Raw genomic sequence first — 16,123 nt, forward strand, 5'->3', positions numbered from 1 at the left:
TTTTAGTTCACTATTTCTGTTCTATCAACTCTTTGTTCCTTGAGCGTTGAACCCAAATGATCAATCCTACGAGCATCAAAGCCATCGGGGGGAGGATCATCAACCCGTTGTTCTGGTATCCCCAATCGTAGAATATCTGGGGGATAACTTTAAAACCGAACAGAGTTCCGGAACCCAGTAATTCACGGAAGAAGCCCACGATCACAAGTACCAGACCGTATCCCAAACCGTTGCCGATACCGTCAAGCAGAGAGGGCCACGGTTTGTTTGCTAACGCGAAAGCCTCGATACGTCCCATGATAATACAGTTCGTGATGATCAAGCCGACGAATACGGATAGTTGTTTACTAACCTCGTAAGCGAACGCTTTTAAAACTTGGTCTACCATAATTACCAAAGCGGCAACTACCACCAATTGCACGATAATACGAATACGTGTCGGTATGGTGTTCCGTAGCAACGAAAGGATCACGTTAGCGAATGCCGTTACTGCCGTTACCGAAAGAGCCATCACGATGGCGGGTTCCAGTTTTGCCGTCACGGCGAGAGCAGAACATATACCCAACACTTGCACGAGTACCGGGTTATCCTTGTTCAACGGACCGAGTAATAATCCCCGGTTCTTGGCTGAAAATAATGTTTCTTTATCGCTCATTACTGTATTTGTTTTAAGAATTGTTCGTAACATTTTAGATAATCGGCAATCATCGTTTCAACGGCTTTCGACGTGATTGTTCCTCCCGAAATACCGTCTACTTCGTGGGCACCGGTAGCGTTTCCGCCTTTTTTCACTGTAATTGCTTTTAGGGTTGAGTTGTCGAAGATCGTCTTGCTCTTGAATTGCTCTTTAAAGAACGGTTGGGTGATTTCGGCTCCTAACCCGGGAGTTTCTCCCTTGTGGTCGAACAGCACGCCGTAAACCGTGTTCTTGTCCTCGTTCAAGGAGAGATATCCCCATACCGGACCCCAAAGTCCTGCCCCGTAAACCGGAAGTATGTATTTGATTGCTCCGTCAACGTCCGCGACAAATACCGGGAATTTGATATCCGCCAATGCTTTATCGTCTTTTATTACTTCGGTAATCATGCGTCCGTCTTTCAACGCTTTTTGCAGTTCCGGACTATTCTTGATGGCTTTCTGAAGTTTTTTTCCTTCCACGGGAATGTCAACTTCAAAAGCATTTCCCTCGATGGCCTCTCCCTTGTAATTCAGAATGAATTGTCTTTTGATAATTTTATCGAACAACTCTTTTGACGTTTCCGGGGTTGAACTGATATTCACCGAGCTCAGTATATTCTGTCTTTTCTCGTTCTCTATATTCTCATCTTGCAGTGGTTTTAGTGAAAGAGATACCACGGCCAGTATAGCCGCCACCACGACAACCAAAACGATGGAATAGATAAAGGTATATGTATTTCCTTGTTTGTTCATCTCTTTAAAGATTTAGTGATTTACGATTTATGATTTATGAATGTTTTGTAATCTGAAATCATGAAATCTTAAATCTGAAATTGTTTGGCTCTTTTAAGTCTGCGTTTGATGTTTCCTTGAACCACGAACCAGTCGATAAGCGGGGCAAAGGTGTTCATCAACAGGATAGCGAGCATCATACCTTCCGGGTAACCGGGGTTCAGCGTACGAATCAGGATGGCCATCACACCGAGGATAAATCCGTATATCCATTTTCCTTTTTCCGTTTGAGCGGAAGTCACGGGGTCGGTTGCCATGAACACGGCTCCGAACGCGAATCCACCCATGATGAGGTGCGCGATCGGGGTGATTGCGGCGTACGGGTTCGTTTCCGGTAACGTGTAGTTTAATAACAACGCCATGCAGTATCCCCCGATAAAGGTGGAAAGCATAATCTTCCAGCTGCCGATACCTGTCGCGATCAATAAGATTGCTCCCAGTAAAATACAGAATGTGGAGGTTTCACCGATAGAACCGGGAATCAATCCCCAGAACATGGATGCCATGTCATAGGTCGCCGGTAAGCCTTGAGAGGCTTCGGCCAGCGGGGTAGCTTGTGAGAATCCGTCGGGCATTCCGGCGATCCAAACCTTGTCTCCCGAAATCATGGAAGGGTAGGAGAAGAAGAAGAATGCACGGGCTAATAAAGCGGGATTCCAGATGTTCATACCGGTACCACCGAAAATCTCTTTACCGATAATCACGGCGAAGGCGGTAGATACTCCCACCATCCAGAGGGGTGCGTTGACCGGCATCACCATCGGGATTAATAATCCCGACACGAGGAATCCCTCGTTGATCTCGTGTCCTCTGATTTGCGCGGCGGTAAATTCTATCGCCAGTCCTACCACGTAGGAAACGATGATCATGGGCAATACTTTCCATAACCCGTAGAAGAACATTTCGAAAAGTCCGGATTCTACTCCCAAGGCTTTGAAGTGTTGGTACCCCACGTTGTAAATACCGAACAACAAGGCGGGAACCAGTGCCAGTACCACGATGATCATGGTTCTTTTCAAATCAATACCGTCCCTGATGTTACACCCTGAACTTGTCGTGCGATTAGGCACGAAAAGGAAAGACTCGAAACCGGTGAAAACGGAATGAAGCTTTTCCAGCTTGCCTCCCTTTTCGAATTTTGGTTTCTGCTTGTCTAAATATTTGCGTAAGAAATTCATCTTTAATATTTTAAATTTTAGATTTTAGATTTTAAATTTTCGAATCGTAAGCGTTTTAGAATTTACAATTTAAAATTTACAATTTAAAATCAGTTCAGTTCTCTAATCATTAACTCTATACCTTTTTCCAGAATCTCTTGAACGGGAGTCTTGGAGGTACAAACGAATTCACACAAAGCCATGTCTTCCGGTGCAATCTCGTACATGCCGAGTTGTTCCATCTTATCAAGGTCTTCGGCCAAAACTGCTTTCAGCAAGTACACGGGCAGAATGTCCATGGGAAGGACTTTCTCGTATTGTCCGGTAACCACGAAAGCCCGTTCTTCCCCGTTATAGTTCGCGTTCAGCGAATACTTCTTGTTCGGGCACAAGAATGACGGGAAGGTTTTGGAGAGCGAGAATTTGTTGAAGCCCGGCATAGCCCAGCCCAAAAATTCATAATTATCGCCTTCCGGGATAACCGTTACCATATTATTATAGTACCCGAGATAATTGTCCTCGTCGGTTTTATAACCCGTGAGCACGTTTCCGGATATAATACGTTGGTGTACTTGATTTTTCAAATTGCCTTTCACGAGACACTTAATTTGGGCTCCCATGATCGTCTTGTAGTAAGCGGGTTTCTCCACCTCTGAACCGGCAATGGCGATCACTTTGCGGGCATCGAATTTACCGGTAGTGAATACCCGTCCGATGATGGCAAGATCCATGGCGTTTACCACCCACACGATATCCCCTTTGTTGATCGGGTTCAAATGGTGAATTTGTATCCCTACATTACCTGCCGGGTGCGGTCCGGAGAAATAATTCACGTCCACGTTTTTCAGTTTCGTGAAAATAGAGGTGGAAGGAGTCCCTTCTCTCAAATTGAGATTCACGTTTTTCTCGCACAATTTCTTTAAGCAATCGATTCCGGCTTGAAGCGCGGGAAGCTCATCCGCGAGGGTTACGTCATAATCCGGTGCAAGCGGCGCGGAATCAAATCCCGATACGAATATCGCTTTCGGCATATCTTCCGGGTTAGCGATGATGTCGTACGGGCGTTGTTTGATCATAGGCCAAACACCACTGTCGAGCAACTTTTCGATGATTTCTTTTCTGGAAAGTTGGTTCGCGTCGGCACTCCCGAAATCCCGGTATTGGATTTGATCATCCGCTTTGACGACAACTTCCAGTAGTTTTCTTCTTTCACCTCTGTTGACGGCTTCGATAGTACCGCTGACGGGTGCCGTGAATTTGACTTCGGGTCGGTATTTATTAATAAACAATACATCGCCCGCCTTCACTTGGTCGCCTACCTTTACTGCAAGTTTAGGGGTAAGTAACCGGAAATCTGTTGGTTTTACTGCATAGAGATTGCATTTCTCCACGTTTTTTACCACGTTTTCCGCTTCTCCTTTCAACTTGATATCAAGGCCTTTTTTCAGTTTTATCACCTTGGACATTGTTTTATTATATTTTTGATATGTAGATAATTATTTCTCTTCCACGCATAAAAATGGTGTTTTAAAAATACGTGCAAATATATAATCAATTATTGAATTTATTCAGTAATTCAAAGGTTAATTCTTGCAATAGAATGCTTTTTTTAGCTTTGAGTATCGGATTAGTATATTCCTATTTGGCATAGTATTTGTTGAGATTAGTGTGAAAATGATTAATATGATATTATCCAAAATAGTGATCGAGTTATGAAAGGTATGATAGTTTGTTGCTTTATAACAGTTCTGGTGATTTCGTGTAAATCCGCTAAGGAAAGCGTTTCTCTGACGGGAGTGAAGTGGGTGGCGGAAAGCTTGAACGGAAAAGAAATTAAATTCAAGGAGGCGCAGAGCGAGGTATTCTTTACTCTTGACGCCACCGATAAAAAGGTTTCCGGGAAAGCGGGTTGCAATCGTTTTTTCGGGACTTACGATTTGAACGAGTCGGAATTGGCGTTTAGCGGGATGGGGGCGACGAAGATGGCCTGTCTGGATATGGATATCGAGGCTTCGTTCTTCAAGGTGTTGGAAGATACAAAGAGTTTCGTGATCAAAAACGACAAGCTGACTCTGAAAGATGACAACAACGTGATAGCGGTATTTAAGGCCTTGGATGAAAAGGCAGACAAGAAGAAAAAATAGTTTATAGTTTGATTTTTCGTGATAGAAAAGGGGCTTGTCGGCAACGATAAGTCCCTTGTTGTTTATTTAACTTGTGGCTTATGCGCTTTTCCGATAAAATAGTTATCTTTACCTCGAAATTATAAGTATCCACATTTTGAGAACAATTCTTAGATTTATACTGGTTTAATATTTAGCCCTGTAAACCGCGGGCTAATAATTCTTTCGTTCGAGTAATTCTACTTGAAAAGATTTTCTATTTCATTTTTATTCATGGCATTGCTCTTTTGAAGGGCATGGGACGCGTGTTGTAGCGCGATGTCGTGAATCATAACAAGACTTTCAAAGAATATTAGGTACGGTATAGATCATGAGAACAGAGTATACATGGGAAATAAAGATTAAAAACACTCCCGCTTTAGAAAGAAAATGTAACCGATGTAATTGTAATAAATTTTATTGCAGCAACAAATTCAGGATGAATGCGCAAAAAAGGAACATTGATGTATGGCTGATTTACAGGTGTATGGAATGTGACAGTACATATAATTTAACGATATTGTCACGTACAAAACCCGAACTGATAAGAAAAGATTTGTTCACCAAGTTTTCGGACAATGATGAAGATATAGCTTGGGAATATGCTTTCTCGCTCGAAACGGCACGGAAAAATAATGTCAAATTTGATTACAATAGTGTTGAATACGAGATAGAGCATGATAATATTTCGATAAATGATATACTGAACGCGGGAGATGAATCGGTAGTATTCAAGATTCAAACCGGTTTTGAATTTGAACTTAAATTATCCTCCGTTATTCGCCATTGTTTAGGTGTATCTGCAAGTCAATTAAATCAAATGATTGAAGTTGATGCTGTTTTTACCCCCGAAGGCTATCCGATAAAGAAGCATAAAGTCAAGAATGGAGATATTGTATTGATAAACAAAGAGAAGTTACAAGGTATCAAATCTTTGGGTAGCGTTTGATTTTTAGGAATTTCTATTTCGAGATTACCGGAAAAGTCCTTCTTGAACGGGGCGAAAAATCTCTTGTCCGCGGTAGCTTGCACGAGGTTCTTCGCTTTGTTCGAGAGGGGCTTTTCCGGTGATGTCAGACAACTTCAGCTACCACGAATGTACTTCCCCCGATATAGATCATGTCATCGGGAGTGGCGGCGGCTTTTGCTTCCGCGTATGCTTCCGCGACGGTCGGGTACGTTTTACCGTGTAAATGGTGGGCTGCCGCTTTTTCCGCCAATACATGCTCATCCATTGCCCGGGGGATAGACGCTTTACAGAAATAGTAGATCGCGTCTTTCGGTAAGATATGCAATACGCTATCCACGTCTTTGTCGTTCACCATGCCCATGACGAAATGGAGTCGTTCGTACTTGCACGTTTCCAGTTGAGCCGCGATCTCCGTCAACCCGTCAATATTGTGTCCCGTGTCACAAACCGTGTAAGGGGCACGGGATAATTCCTGCCAGCGTCCGAGTAATCCCGTGTAGCGAATCGTGTTCGCTATACCGTCATGTATATGTTGATCCGAAATGTTTATCCCTTGCGCCCGTAGACTCAATACCGTTTCCAAAACCGCGGGGATGTTTTTGCGTTGGTACAATCCTTTCAGATCCGGATGCAGGTTGTCGAACGTGATGCCTTGCTTGTTTTTTAGATTGTAAGTGTTACCCGGGGTGCGCTCCGCGTTCCAGTTGTCGGAAGCAAATTCAAGCGTCGTACCGCACTCTTTGGCTCTCCCGATAAACACGAAATCGGTATCGGCATCCCTCGTGCCGACGATTGCCGGAACGTTTGGCTTGATGATTCCCGCTTTCTCGCGGGCGATCTTTTCCAGCGTATCTCCCAGAAGTGCCATGTGGTCGAATGAAATATTCGTGATCACGGAAGCCAGAGGCGTGATGATATTCGTGGAATCGAGCCGTCCGCCCAACCCGACCTCTATCACGGCGATGTCCACTTGTTGATCGGCGAAATACTTGAATGCCATGGCTACCGTCATTTCGAAAAATGAAGGTTTTATACCCGTGAAAAGAGTTTTGTTCTCTTCCACGAAGTCAATCACGTATTGCTCGGGCATCATTTTCCCGTTAATCTTGATTCGTTCGCGGAAGTCCTTCAAGTGAGGGGAGGTGTATAACCCGGTCTTGTATCCCGCTGTTTGTAAAATAGAAGCGAGCATGTGTGACACGGAACCTTTCCCGTTGGTTCCGCCCACGTGTATCGTTTTGAACCGGTGATGCGGCGCGCCGAAATGCTCGTCCAGTTTTAACGTGTTATCCAGATTGGCTTTGTACGCGGCTTTTCCCTCGCGTTGATACATGGGAAGTTGGGCGAACAGCCATTCTAAAGTTTCATTGTAATTCATATATCCTCTGTATTAAAACAAGTTCTCGTTATTGAACGGGCAAAAGTAGTAAAAATATGATGAGGGTATCATCTTGCAAAACGATTTGTTGTTTCTTGTCTAATTGGTGGACATCGTGCGGGTATCACTCTTTTTAGATGTTTCTTGGTAAATATGTGTTGTTTTATAATATTTGTTTTTAAATAGTTACATGGTTTGGTTGAAGTATTTTGATTTATTTTTACTAACTTTCAGTCCTGAAAATATCGTGTTGATAGTAGTATGATTTATTAAGAGAAAGAATATATGGGAAAAGAAGTACAGACCATCTTGAATCTTTTGAGTGAAGGTATCGTTGTGGAAGGTGATATCCGGACGACGAAAGATATACGGATTGACGGCACGCTCGTTGGTACGGTGCAGACCAATGGTCGTTTGGTTTTGGGACCTGCCTCCAAAGTGACCGGAGGGGTAAATTCCCCGAGTATAGATATTTACGGGCAAGTTGAAGGGGACATCGTTTCGACAGGCTCTATCGTGTTGAGAAAAGACTCGAAAATCAAGGGAACGATAACCACACGCACGATGATTGTTGAGGCGGGAGCGACTTTTAACGGGGAGAGCAAAATGGTTATCGACAAGGGGAAGAGTGAGTTGCCAAGTGGGGGTGAAAAATAAATAATGCAGATTATTTACATCGTTTTCGATGAAAAGATATAAATTTGCAGCGAAATTATTGACGATATATGGCTAACGATAGTAAAATAGTTCCGGTTCCGGTACTCAGGCGGATGCCTGCTTATCTTTCATTCGTGAAAACCTTGCAGAAGCAGGGAGAGAAGTACGTGTCATCGACAAGAATAGCCGAATACATGGAAATTGATGCCACGCAAGTGACGAAAGATCTATCACATACCGGGATATCCGGCAAGACTCGGGTGGGGTACGAGGTGGACAATTTCGTGGAAATCCTTGATGATTTTCTCGGGTTCAATAAGATGAATAACGCTTTTCTCGTGGGAGCCGGTTCGTTAGGAGGAGCCTTGTTGCAAGATAAGGGATTGAGAAACTTCGGTCTGAATATCCAAAAGGCTTTCGACGTGGATAAATCGAAAATCGGCACGAAAATCAATGACGTGGAGATATTTCATATCGATCAGTTCCGCGGTATGCCCACCGAATGTAACGTGGCCATCGGAATCATCACGGTTCCGGCAGATTGCGCGCAAGCGGTAGCCGATTTAATGGTGGCATGGGGAATCAAAGCCATTTGGAATTTTACCCCCGCGCGCATTAAAGTGCCCGCGCATATAGCTGTCCAGAATAGTACTATTTACACGAATCTGGCGATCCTATTTAATAAATTGCACGGGCAGGAATAGGTTCAATCTTTTTTGGTTAGGTGTGTCACAAGGGTTTTGCCGGGGATAATCTCTACCGGTGGATGTTGTTTGCTGTTCGTTTGGGGGGTAAAAGAATGGGAAGACATGTTTTTCAAGTGTGTTAAATAAGCGTATTTTTTGCAAAAACGTGGGCTAAGAGTGGGCGATAAGTAGGCGATGCCGCCTAACAGTCAGGCAACAGTCGCCTAATAGCCGTCCTATGGTATAGGTTTACGGGCTGTCGTGGGTTGTTTAAATATTGGAACGTGCAGAACGGGCTAACTCGTCAAGTGTTTGATAAAATTTCGGATTCACGCCTGAACCGATGTAAATGATTTTTTTGTCCGGGGAGATTATGACTTGGGACGGGTAGGCGAGAATCCCGTAATCTCGTGTGATTGTCATTTCTGGGGAACAAAATAGATTTTTCCATGGTAAATCGTTTTTCTTGATGGCTTGTAGCCATTGTTCTCTCGTGTCGTTGCAGCATACTCCCACGAATTCAAATAAAGTGTGATATTTCCTGTAATAATTCTTTAAATGTGGAAATTCGGCGATGCAATAACCGCACCAACTTCCCCAAAAATCAAGTATAATGTATTTGTCCTTGAAGGAAGATATCGAGATTTGATTCCCGTTTGTATCGGGGAGAAGGAAATCCGGGGCGATGCTCCCTGTCGTAAGTTCTTTATGTCGTTGTTGGGTCTGTATTTGCTGTGTCGAGAATGACACGATATGGTTAAATCGATTTTTTAATTTTCCGTTGCGGATTTTCGGGTTCAAGCTGTTGTATAAAGGTGGTACACTATCCGTGTCCATGCTGCTAAGGTAAATGGCGGAAGCCTCCCTGTCGGGGTGTTGTTTTATGTAGTTATATTTAAGTGCTTGTATTCGTGTTTTCAACAAGCAGGTGAATGTATGTTTTTTTGTACTCGGCTAATTGTGAATTTAGTTCTGAACCGGATATGGAATAAGATAAATAATCGGGGAAAAATTCACCTGAAATATTTATTTGTTCGTTCGGTGTGATATAGAGATCTATTGTTTTGGATGAAGCCCAATAGGTGTTGCCATCCGGGTAAAGAACTTGTCCCTTGCCGGGAATAAGCTGAATCATCTGTAAGTCGTTAAGGGGTAAGTCGATCGTGAATTTCCCGTTTTTGGCAACAGTCTTAAAACTTGGTAATTCGGTATCTCCCCGGTAACGATTGATCGAATCCGGGTGCAGGCTCGTGTGTATTCCGTAAATCGTATCATTACCGATTCCCTTGATATACCCGGTAATGGTATGTTTTTGTTCGCATGATATCATTGAAATACATAGAAATGCCGCGAGTATGGTGTAGATTGTTTTCATTCTTCTTGATTTTTTGTAACAGGTTAAAAGTATGCTTTTTTGTTGGGTTTTTCAATAAAATGTGAATTCTTGTACCCTGTTTTTTCGCATTGTTCGTTTATTTATTAATATTTATTAAATAACAAGAGAGGAGGTGATAAAAATACGTATCAAGTGAAACTTATTCATGAAAACCTTTTCATAGAAAGTAAAATTGGAGGCTATTACACGATGTTCCTCAATTACTTCAATTTGCATTTAGTGATGAATGGAGGAATTAACATCGATTAGAATGATGATTTTTTATAGTTTATTTTATACATCACTTTAAATCATTTTATGTTATGAAGTTTTTTTTGTTTTTAGGTATCGTTTTTTGTTTGTTTGTTTTTTGCACAAAAAGGTGTGAGTCAAAGTCGGACGATTGGGAGTGTGTTGGACACATTGTCAAGGGATAGTGCAATTGTGAAATTAGTGAACGAATCTTACCGGGTGATGGAGGGGCGAGATTGTTTGATGAATGTTAAAAATAAGTTCGATTTTGCTGGTGTGATGGATTGTAGGAAAGGGAAAAGGATAACCTTTATGGAAAGAGGGACGATTGATGAAAAAGTTTTCAAGAAAGTTTTTTCAAAAGAGCGTATGGCTGAGTTGAGGGGACAGAGTTTCACGATAGCTTGTATTATTGATTCGATGGGATGCGTGCACGAGATTATTCGTTTTCTGTTGGCTTCTGCCCCGGGATTGACTTTCGAGGAGATAGAACAAGTGGAAAAAGAGATGCAAGGGTTCAAGATTAAGCTATTGGGCGTGGGAACCCCGCGTGTGCCACCTTACGATTTGTTCGGGTATCGTTGTGATTTCAAGAGGCTTTATGAGAACTACGAGGTTAATCAGGCAAGAGAGTTGAAGGATCCTGTTGAGTTGTGGGAAGAGATAAATAGGATAAACGAGCAGAAAAATCTAGAAAAGTCACGAAGGGATAGGCGAGGAAGTGTTGGGTTGTAAACCTGATAATATCTGCTTCGAAAAGATGTTGGCAAGTGCTTGCCTGTTGTGTTCTTGCTCTCCACGTGATTCGGTCACGTGGAGAGGTGTACTTTTTTTTATTCGAATACGAAATATAGATATGATTCTTGTAAGTTTGTATTATCTTTGTTTGAGTAATAAACAATATAAAGCCCATGGGAAGCGAAGGTTTACAAGAACGGTATATCAATCCTTACACGGATTTCGGGTTCAAAAAATTGTTCGGTACGGACATGAACAAAGATTTGTTGATCAGTTTCCTGAATGCTTTGTTGCACGGGGAACAGATGGTGAAGGATGTTACTTATCTGAATACGGAACACCTCGGTACTCAAGAGATTGACCGGCGTGCCGTGTTCGACGTGTATTGCGAGAATGAACAGGGCGAGAAATTTCTCGTGGAAATGCAAAAGGGAGAGCAGCAGTTTTTCAAAGATAGAAGTTTGTTTTATTCAACTTTTCCCATTCGGGAACAGGCGGTAAAAGGGAAAAACTGGGATTACGAGTTAAAAGCGGTTTACACCATTGGAATCCTTAATTTTACTTTCGACGAGAAGGACGGTTATTACCATCATGAAGTAAAATTACTGGATACCCGCACGAAAGAAGTATTCTATGACAAGCTTACTTTCATTTACTTGGAAATGCCCAAGTTCAACAAGACCGAGTCGGAGCTGGAAACGATGTTTGACAAGTGGATGTTTGTTTTGCGGAATCTTTCCGGACTCATGGAGCGTCCGGCGGCATTGCAGGAATGTGTTTTCGAACGTCTTTTCAAAGCGGCGGAAATTGCCGGGTTTTCCCAACAGGAATTATTTGAATACGAGGATAGTTTAAAAGTTTTTAGGGACTGGTATAGCGTGATGAAAACGGCTGTAAAAAAGGGTAGGGCAGAAGGAATAGAAGAGAGTAAAATGGAAATAGCCCGAAACCTGAAAGCCTTGGGAGTTCCGATTGAGGTTATCGTTAAAAGTACGAACTTGTCGATGGAAGAGATTGAGAAGTTGTAAGAGTTTTGTATTTTTCTTAAATGTAGTCGATTAAATCTGATCGAATCTATTACTCGTGTGTTGTTTTTCCGATGTTTTTTCGTACTTTTGCAACTTGTAAATTACAATTAGTAATAACTAAAAGAAAGCAGAATGGTAAAGATTAAATTTCCCGATGGGAATGTAAAAGAGTTCGAGTCCGGGGTTACCGGCATGGACATAGCTAAGTCAATTAGCCATAAGCTGGCTAAGGAAGTGTTGTCGATATCCGTCAATGGAGTCACGTGGGACTTGACGCGGGGGATAACGACAGACGCCGAGATTAAGCTGTATACATGGGACGACGAAGAGGGACGCCATGCTTTCTGGCACTCGTCTGCACACCTTATGGCAGAAGCTTTGCAGGCTCTTTACCCGAATATCAAGTTCGGTATAGGACCGGCTATCGAGAATGGTTTCTACTATGACGTGGATCCCGGAGAAGGTGTTGCCATCCAAGAGAAAGATTTAGTGGAGATTGAAAAGAAAATGTTGGAGTTGGCAAGGAAAAACGAGGAGTATTGCAGGATAGACGTTAGCAAGCAAGAGGCGTTGAATCATTTTTCATCCCTCGACGAAACATATAAAGTTGAGTTAATCAATGATTTGGAAGACGGTACGATCACGTATTACCGTCAGGGTGATTTCACGGACTTGTGTCGCGGACCGCACTTGCCCGATACATCCTATATCAAAGCGATCAAGTTGACATCCGTTGCCGGGGCATACTGGAGAGGGGACGAGCACAAGAAGATGCTGACCCGTATTTACGGTATCACTTTCCCGAAGCAGAAGATGTTGGACGAGTGGATCGTGTTGATGGAGGAGGCGAAGAAGCGTGACCACCGCAAGATAGGCAAGGAGATGGAATTGTTCATGTTCTCGCAAGCCGTGGGTTCGGGATTACCCATGTGGTTGCCGAAAGGCGCCATGTTGCGCGACCGTTTGGAGGCTTTCTTGAGAAAGGTACAGAAGAAATACGGTTACGAGCAGGTAATTACCCCGCATATCGGTAACGTGAACTTGTACAAGACTTCCGGGCACTTCCAGAAGTACGGGAAGGATAGTTTCCAAGTGATCACCACGCCGCAAGAAGGCGAGGAGTTCATGTTGAAACCGATGAACTGCCCGCATCATTGCGAGATATACAAGTTTAAGCCCCGCTCGTACAAGGATCTTCCGGTGCGTTTTGCCGAGTTCGGTACGGTGTATCGTTACGAGCAGAGTGGTGAATTGCACGGGTTGACAAGGGTACGCGGTTTTACTCAAGATGACGCTCACTTGTTCTGTACGCCCGATCAATTGAAGGAGGAGTTCAAGAAAGTGATTGATATTATATTCACGATCTTCAAAGCGTTGGATTTCGAGAACTTCACGGCGCAGGTATCGTTGAGAGACCCGAATAACAAGGAGAAATATATCGGTTCGGACGAGAACTGGGAGAAGGCGGAAACTGCCATCATCGAGGCTGCTGCCGAGAAAGGTCTGACAACTACCGTGGAATTGGGTGAAGCCGCATTCTACGGTCCGAAGTTGGACTTCATGGTGAAAGACGCTATCGGTCGGAAATGGCAATTGGGTACGATTCAAGTGGATTACAACCTGCCGGAACGTTTCGATTTGGAATACACGGGTGCCGATAACCAGAAGCATCGTCCGGTGATGATCCACCGCGCGCCGTTCGGAAGTATGGAGCGTTTCGTGGCGGTTTTGATCGAGCACACGGGTGGTAAATTCCCCTTGTGGTTGACCCCGGATCAGGTTGTAGTGCTTCCGATTAGCGAAAAATATAACGATTACGCGGAAAAAGTTGTAAATTTCTTAAATAATTCCGACATTCGCACCGTTTTAGACGACCGTAACGAGAAGATAGGTCGGAAGATACGTGATAACGAGTTGAAAAAGATTCCTTACATGTTGATTGTCGGGGAGCAGGAAATGAACGAAAATAAAGTTTCCGTGCGCCGTCAGGGTGAAGGTGACAAGGGATCGATGTCGACGGAAGAGTTTGCAGAGATGATAAATAAAGAGGTAGAGATGCAGTTGAACGCTATCTACAATGAAAATAAATAATAAAAGGAGGATTAATTATAGCAAGGACAATGGAATTTAGGGGCAGAGGTCAAAGTGACAAGCCACAGCACAGAATTAACGAGCAGATAAGAGCCGCTTCTGTGAGAGTCGTTGGTGAAAACGTGGAACCGGGGGTTTATCCCGTGAAAGAGGCTTTAGCGATGGCTGAAGCTGCCGGAGCGGATCTGGTAGAAATATCTCCCAATGCCGATCCACCCGTGTGCAGGATTATTGATTATAGTAAGTTTCTGTACCAGTTGAAGAAAAAGCAGAAAGAGATTAAAGCCAAGAGCGTGAAAGTGGTCGTGAAGGAGATTCGTTTCGGACCCCAGACAGATGACCATGATTTCAATTTCAAGTTGAAACACGCGATTGAGTTCTTGAAAGAGGGTGCTAAGGTGAAAGCCTACGTTTTTTTCAAGGGACGCTCTATTTTGTTTAAGGATCAAGGGGCTACATTGTTGGAACGCTTTGTCGATGCTTTGGAAGATTACGGTAAATTGGAATCCGCTCCCATGCTGGAGGGGAAGAAGATGATTGTGATGATTACTCCTAAAAAATAGTTTAGAATTTGGGTTTTAGAATTTAGAATGAAATCTAAAATTTAAAATCTAAAATTTGAATTGAAAGGATTTTTTATAATTACATATTCTGAAACACAATTAAATTTAGAACAAATGCCAAAGATGAAGAGTGTAAGTAGCGCGAAGAAAAGATTCGTTCTGACCGCTACCGGGAAGATTAAAAGAAAACATGCTTTCAAAAGTCATATTTTGACGAAAAAAGCAACGAAGAGAAAAAGAAATTTGACTCATAGCACGATCGTTGATCCTAGCAATGTGGCTGGTGTGAGAAAGATGCTTTGTATCTAAGAAATTTAAAAGTAATTAACCGGAATGTTATGCCTGACAAGTTTCTGAAAAGAACGCTAACATTCAAAAAAAACAAGAATTATGCCAAGAGCTAAAAATGCCGTTGCTTCGAGAGCACGTAGAAAAAAGGTTTTAAAACAGACCAGAGGTAACTTTGGTGCAAGAAAAAATGTCTGGACGGTTGCTAAAAACACGTATGAAAAAGGTTTGACGTACGCGTACCGTGACAGAAAGAAGAAAAAATCAGAATTTAGAGCACTGTGGATTCAGAGAATTAATGCCGCGGTTAGAATGGAAGGTTTAACTTACTCCAAATTTATGGGCTTGGTTCATAAGGCTGAAGTAAACATGAACCGTAAAGTTCTTGCTGATCTGGCTATGAATCAACCGGAAGCTTTCAAAGCTGTTGTGGCGAAAGTGAAAGAGTTAGCTTAGTAATTATAAAATATCGGAAAAAGGCTGCCCTCGGGTAGCCTTTTTTTTTAATTAAAATGTTACCTTTGCGTGTCAGTGGTATATTTTATTTATTTAGAATAATGAAGATTGCATTACTAGGATACGGGAGAATGGGAAAAGCTATCGAACGATTGGCTCGGGAGCGTGGGCACGAGATTGTTTTAATCGTGGATGAAACAAATCGGGCTTCGTGCACGGATGAGCAGTTGAAGCAAGCGGACGTGGCGATAGAGTTTACAACCCCGGCTGTTGCCGTGGATGATTACGGCTGGTGTTTTCGCAACGGGGTTCCCGTGGTATCCGGTACAACCGGGTGGCTGGAGAGATGGAGCGAAGTGACGGAATTATGCAACGAGACGGGGGGTGCGTTCTTTTACGCGTCGAATTACAGTATAGGGGTGAATATATTTTTTCACTTGAACCGATGGTTGGCTAAGACCATGGCGGGGTTTGATAATTATAAGGTATTCGTGGAGGAAACGCACCATGTGCATAAACTGGATGCACCCAGTGGTACGGCAATTACTTTGGCTGAAGGAATTTTAGAGGAACACCCGAAATATTCTTCTTGGAAACTGGATGAAGGAGAGGTGAAAGCCGGCGAGTTGCCGATCAAGGCAAAGCGTGAAGGAGAAGTGCCCGGTATTCATGCCGTGACGTATAAATCGGAAGTGGACGAGATTCAGATATATCATTCCGCCTTTTCCCGTGACGGCTTCGCTCAAGGTGCCGTGATGGCTGCCGAATTTCTTGCCGGGAAGAAGGGGGTTTACGGGATGGATGATCTTTTGGAGTTGAAAGTTAAAAACTAAAAGTTTAGAATTAAGAACG

At 43.1% G+C, this 16,123-nt stretch carries 18 protein-coding genes; 11 read left to right on the forward strand and 7 right to left on the reverse strand.

Going from position 1 to position 16,123, the window contains the following annotated elements:
• Positions 1–10 precede the first annotated feature (10 nt).
• The 4 genes from H8S64_RS05280 to H8S64_RS05295 all read right to left on the reverse strand — a co-directional run bounded on the left by H8S64_RS05280 (position 11) and on the right by H8S64_RS05295 (position 4,093).
• Positions 11–655 (reverse strand): NADH:ubiquinone reductase (Na(+)-transporting) subunit D, encoded by a 645-nt coding sequence (locus H8S64_RS05280; RefSeq protein ID WP_099292253.1) that lies wholly within the window; start codon positions 653–655, stop codon positions 11–13.
• Entirely contained in the window at positions 655–1,431 is a 777-nt protein-coding gene (gene nqrC / locus H8S64_RS05285; protein ID WP_186975257.1) for an NADH:ubiquinone reductase (Na(+)-transporting) subunit C, read from the reverse strand. The genes H8S64_RS05280 and nqrC overlap by 1 nt, the downstream gene beginning before the upstream one ends.
• Positions 1,432–1,499: 68 nt before the next feature.
• Positions 1,500–2,648, reverse strand: coding sequence for an NADH:ubiquinone reductase (Na(+)-transporting) subunit B (locus H8S64_RS05290; protein WP_099292255.1), 1,149 nt, complete (start codon positions 2,646–2,648; stop codon positions 1,500–1,502).
• An 89-nt stretch (positions 2,649–2,737) separates the two neighbouring features.
• Positions 2,738–4,093: a Na(+)-translocating NADH-quinone reductase subunit A gene (locus H8S64_RS05295; RefSeq protein WP_186975258.1), complete on the reverse strand. Its 1,356-nt coding sequence runs from the start codon at positions 4,091–4,093 to the stop codon at positions 2,738–2,740.
• 246 nt (positions 4,094–4,339) lie between these two features.
• Here H8S64_RS05295 and H8S64_RS05300 point away from each other — a divergent pair, with 246 nt between their 5' ends.
• Positions 4,340–4,771, forward strand: coding sequence for an META domain-containing protein (locus tag H8S64_RS05300; RefSeq protein WP_255469437.1), 432 nt, complete (start codon positions 4,340–4,342; stop codon positions 4,769–4,771).
• Positions 4,772–5,120: 349 nt separating this feature from the next.
• Positions 5,121–5,738 carry a DUF1062 domain-containing protein gene (locus H8S64_RS05305; protein ID WP_186975259.1) on the forward strand — a complete coding sequence of 206 codons (618 nt, stop codon included), beginning with the start codon at positions 5,121–5,123 and terminating at the stop codon, positions 5,736–5,738.
• A gap of 124 nt (positions 5,739–5,862) precedes the next feature.
• Here the strand turns inward: H8S64_RS05305 and H8S64_RS05310 are convergent, their stop codons facing one another.
• Entirely contained in the window at positions 5,863–7,137 is a 1,275-nt protein-coding gene (locus H8S64_RS05310) for a bifunctional folylpolyglutamate synthase/dihydrofolate synthase (protein ID WP_186975260.1), read from the reverse strand.
• A 285-nt stretch (positions 7,138–7,422) separates the two neighbouring features.
• Between H8S64_RS05310 and H8S64_RS05315 the strand changes: the two genes are divergently transcribed.
• Positions 7,423–7,794, forward strand: a complete 372-nt coding sequence (locus H8S64_RS05315) for a bactofilin family protein (RefSeq protein ID WP_186975261.1) — start codon at positions 7,423–7,425, stop codon at positions 7,792–7,794.
• Between the two features lie 68 nt (positions 7,795–7,862).
• Positions 7,863–8,498 carry a redox-sensing transcriptional repressor Rex gene (locus H8S64_RS05320; protein ID WP_186975262.1) on the forward strand — a complete coding sequence of 212 codons (636 nt, stop codon included), beginning with the start codon at positions 7,863–7,865 and terminating at the stop codon, positions 8,496–8,498.
• Positions 8,499–8,750: 252 nt separating this feature from the next.
• Here H8S64_RS05320 and H8S64_RS05325 read toward each other — a convergent pair whose 3' ends face one another.
• A complete protein-coding gene (locus H8S64_RS05325; RefSeq protein WP_186975263.1) occupies positions 8,751–9,401 on the reverse strand; it encodes a TlpA family protein disulfide reductase in 651 nt (216 codons plus the stop codon).
• Complete coding sequence (locus tag H8S64_RS05330; RefSeq protein ID WP_186975264.1) at positions 9,376–9,855, reverse strand: DUF4369 domain-containing protein; 480 nt, start codon at positions 9,853–9,855, stop codon at positions 9,376–9,378. Before H8S64_RS05330 ends, H8S64_RS05325 begins: the two co-directional genes overlap by 26 nt.
• Before the next feature lie 444 nt (positions 9,856–10,299).
• Here H8S64_RS05330 and H8S64_RS05335 point away from each other — a divergent pair, with 444 nt between their 5' ends.
• From H8S64_RS05335 to dapB, 7 genes are all read left to right on the forward strand, one after another.
• Positions 10,300–10,842, forward strand: coding sequence for a hypothetical protein (locus H8S64_RS05335; protein ID WP_186975265.1), 543 nt, complete (start codon positions 10,300–10,302; stop codon positions 10,840–10,842).
• Positions 10,843–11,018: 176 nt separating this feature from the next.
• Positions 11,019–11,873, forward strand: a complete 855-nt coding sequence (locus H8S64_RS05340; protein WP_186975266.1) for an Rpn family recombination-promoting nuclease/putative transposase — start codon at positions 11,019–11,021, stop codon at positions 11,871–11,873.
• Between the two features lie 132 nt (positions 11,874–12,005).
• Positions 12,006–13,964 (forward strand): threonine--tRNA ligase, encoded by a 1,959-nt coding sequence (thrS, locus tag H8S64_RS05345; RefSeq protein ID WP_186975267.1) that lies wholly within the window; start codon positions 12,006–12,008, stop codon positions 13,962–13,964.
• Between the two features lie 29 nt (positions 13,965–13,993).
• Positions 13,994–14,527 (forward strand): translation initiation factor IF-3, encoded by a 534-nt coding sequence (infC, locus tag H8S64_RS05350; protein WP_099292271.1) that lies wholly within the window; start codon positions 13,994–13,996, stop codon positions 14,525–14,527.
• A 114-nt stretch (positions 14,528–14,641) separates the two neighbouring features.
• The gene (gene rpmI / locus H8S64_RS05355) at positions 14,642–14,836 is read left to right on the forward strand and encodes a 50S ribosomal protein L35 (protein WP_186975268.1); all 195 of its coding nucleotides are present in this window, start codon (positions 14,642–14,644) and stop codon (positions 14,834–14,836) included.
• An 81-nt stretch (positions 14,837–14,917) separates the two neighbouring features.
• Positions 14,918–15,271, forward strand: a complete 354-nt coding sequence (gene rplT / locus H8S64_RS05360) for a 50S ribosomal protein L20 (RefSeq protein WP_099292273.1) — start codon at positions 14,918–14,920, stop codon at positions 15,269–15,271.
• A gap of 101 nt (positions 15,272–15,372) precedes the next feature.
• The gene (gene dapB, locus H8S64_RS05365) at positions 15,373–16,104 is read left to right on the forward strand and encodes a 4-hydroxy-tetrahydrodipicolinate reductase (RefSeq protein WP_099294517.1); all 732 of its coding nucleotides are present in this window, start codon (positions 15,373–15,375) and stop codon (positions 16,102–16,104) included.
• Positions 16,105–16,123 lie beyond the last annotated feature (19 nt).

This window comes from Butyricimonas hominis, assembly GCF_014287455.1.
Lineage (GTDB): Bacteria > Bacteroidota > Bacteroidia > Bacteroidales > Marinifilaceae > Butyricimonas > Butyricimonas muris.

Coding starts and splice junctions, on each gene's coding strand:
- H8S64_RS05280 (WP_099292253.1), bottom strand. CDS start 655: ATGAGCGATAAAGAAACATTATTTTCAGCCAAGAACCGGGGATTATTA.
- nqrC (WP_186975257.1), bottom strand. CDS start 1,431: ATGAACAAACAAGGAAATACATATACCTTTATCTATTCCATCGTTTTG.
- H8S64_RS05290 (WP_099292255.1), bottom strand. CDS start 2,648: ATGAATTTCTTACGCAAATATTTAGACAAGCAGAAACCAAAATTCGAA.
- H8S64_RS05295 (WP_186975258.1), bottom strand. CDS start 4,093: ATGTCCAAGGTGATAAAACTGAAAAAAGGCCTTGATATCAAGTTGAAA.
- H8S64_RS05300 (WP_255469437.1), top strand. CDS start 4,340: ATGAAAGGTATGATAGTTTGTTGCTTTATAACAGTTCTGGTGATTTCG.
- H8S64_RS05305 (WP_186975259.1), top strand. CDS start 5,121: ATGAGAACAGAGTATACATGGGAAATAAAGATTAAAAACACTCCCGCT.
- H8S64_RS05310 (WP_186975260.1), bottom strand. CDS start 7,137: ATGAATTACAATGAAACTTTAGAATGGCTGTTCGCCCAACTTCCCATG.
- H8S64_RS05315 (WP_186975261.1), top strand. CDS start 7,423: ATGGGAAAAGAAGTACAGACCATCTTGAATCTTTTGAGTGAAGGTATC.
- H8S64_RS05320 (WP_186975262.1), top strand. CDS start 7,863: ATGGCTAACGATAGTAAAATAGTTCCGGTTCCGGTACTCAGGCGGATG.
- H8S64_RS05330 (WP_186975264.1), bottom strand. CDS start 9,855: ATGAAAACAATCTACACCATACTCGCGGCATTTCTATGTATTTCAATG.
- H8S64_RS05340 (WP_186975266.1), top strand. CDS start 11,019: ATGGGAAGCGAAGGTTTACAAGAACGGTATATCAATCCTTACACGGAT.
- thrS (WP_186975267.1), top strand. CDS start 12,006: ATGGTAAAGATTAAATTTCCCGATGGGAATGTAAAAGAGTTCGAGTCC.
- infC (WP_099292271.1), top strand. CDS start 13,994: ATGGAATTTAGGGGCAGAGGTCAAAGTGACAAGCCACAGCACAGAATT.
- rpmI (WP_186975268.1), top strand. CDS start 14,642: ATGCCAAAGATGAAGAGTGTAAGTAGCGCGAAGAAAAGATTCGTTCTG.
- rplT (WP_099292273.1), top strand. CDS start 14,918: ATGCCAAGAGCTAAAAATGCCGTTGCTTCGAGAGCACGTAGAAAAAAG.
- dapB (WP_099294517.1), top strand. CDS start 15,373: ATGAAGATTGCATTACTAGGATACGGGAGAATGGGAAAAGCTATCGAA.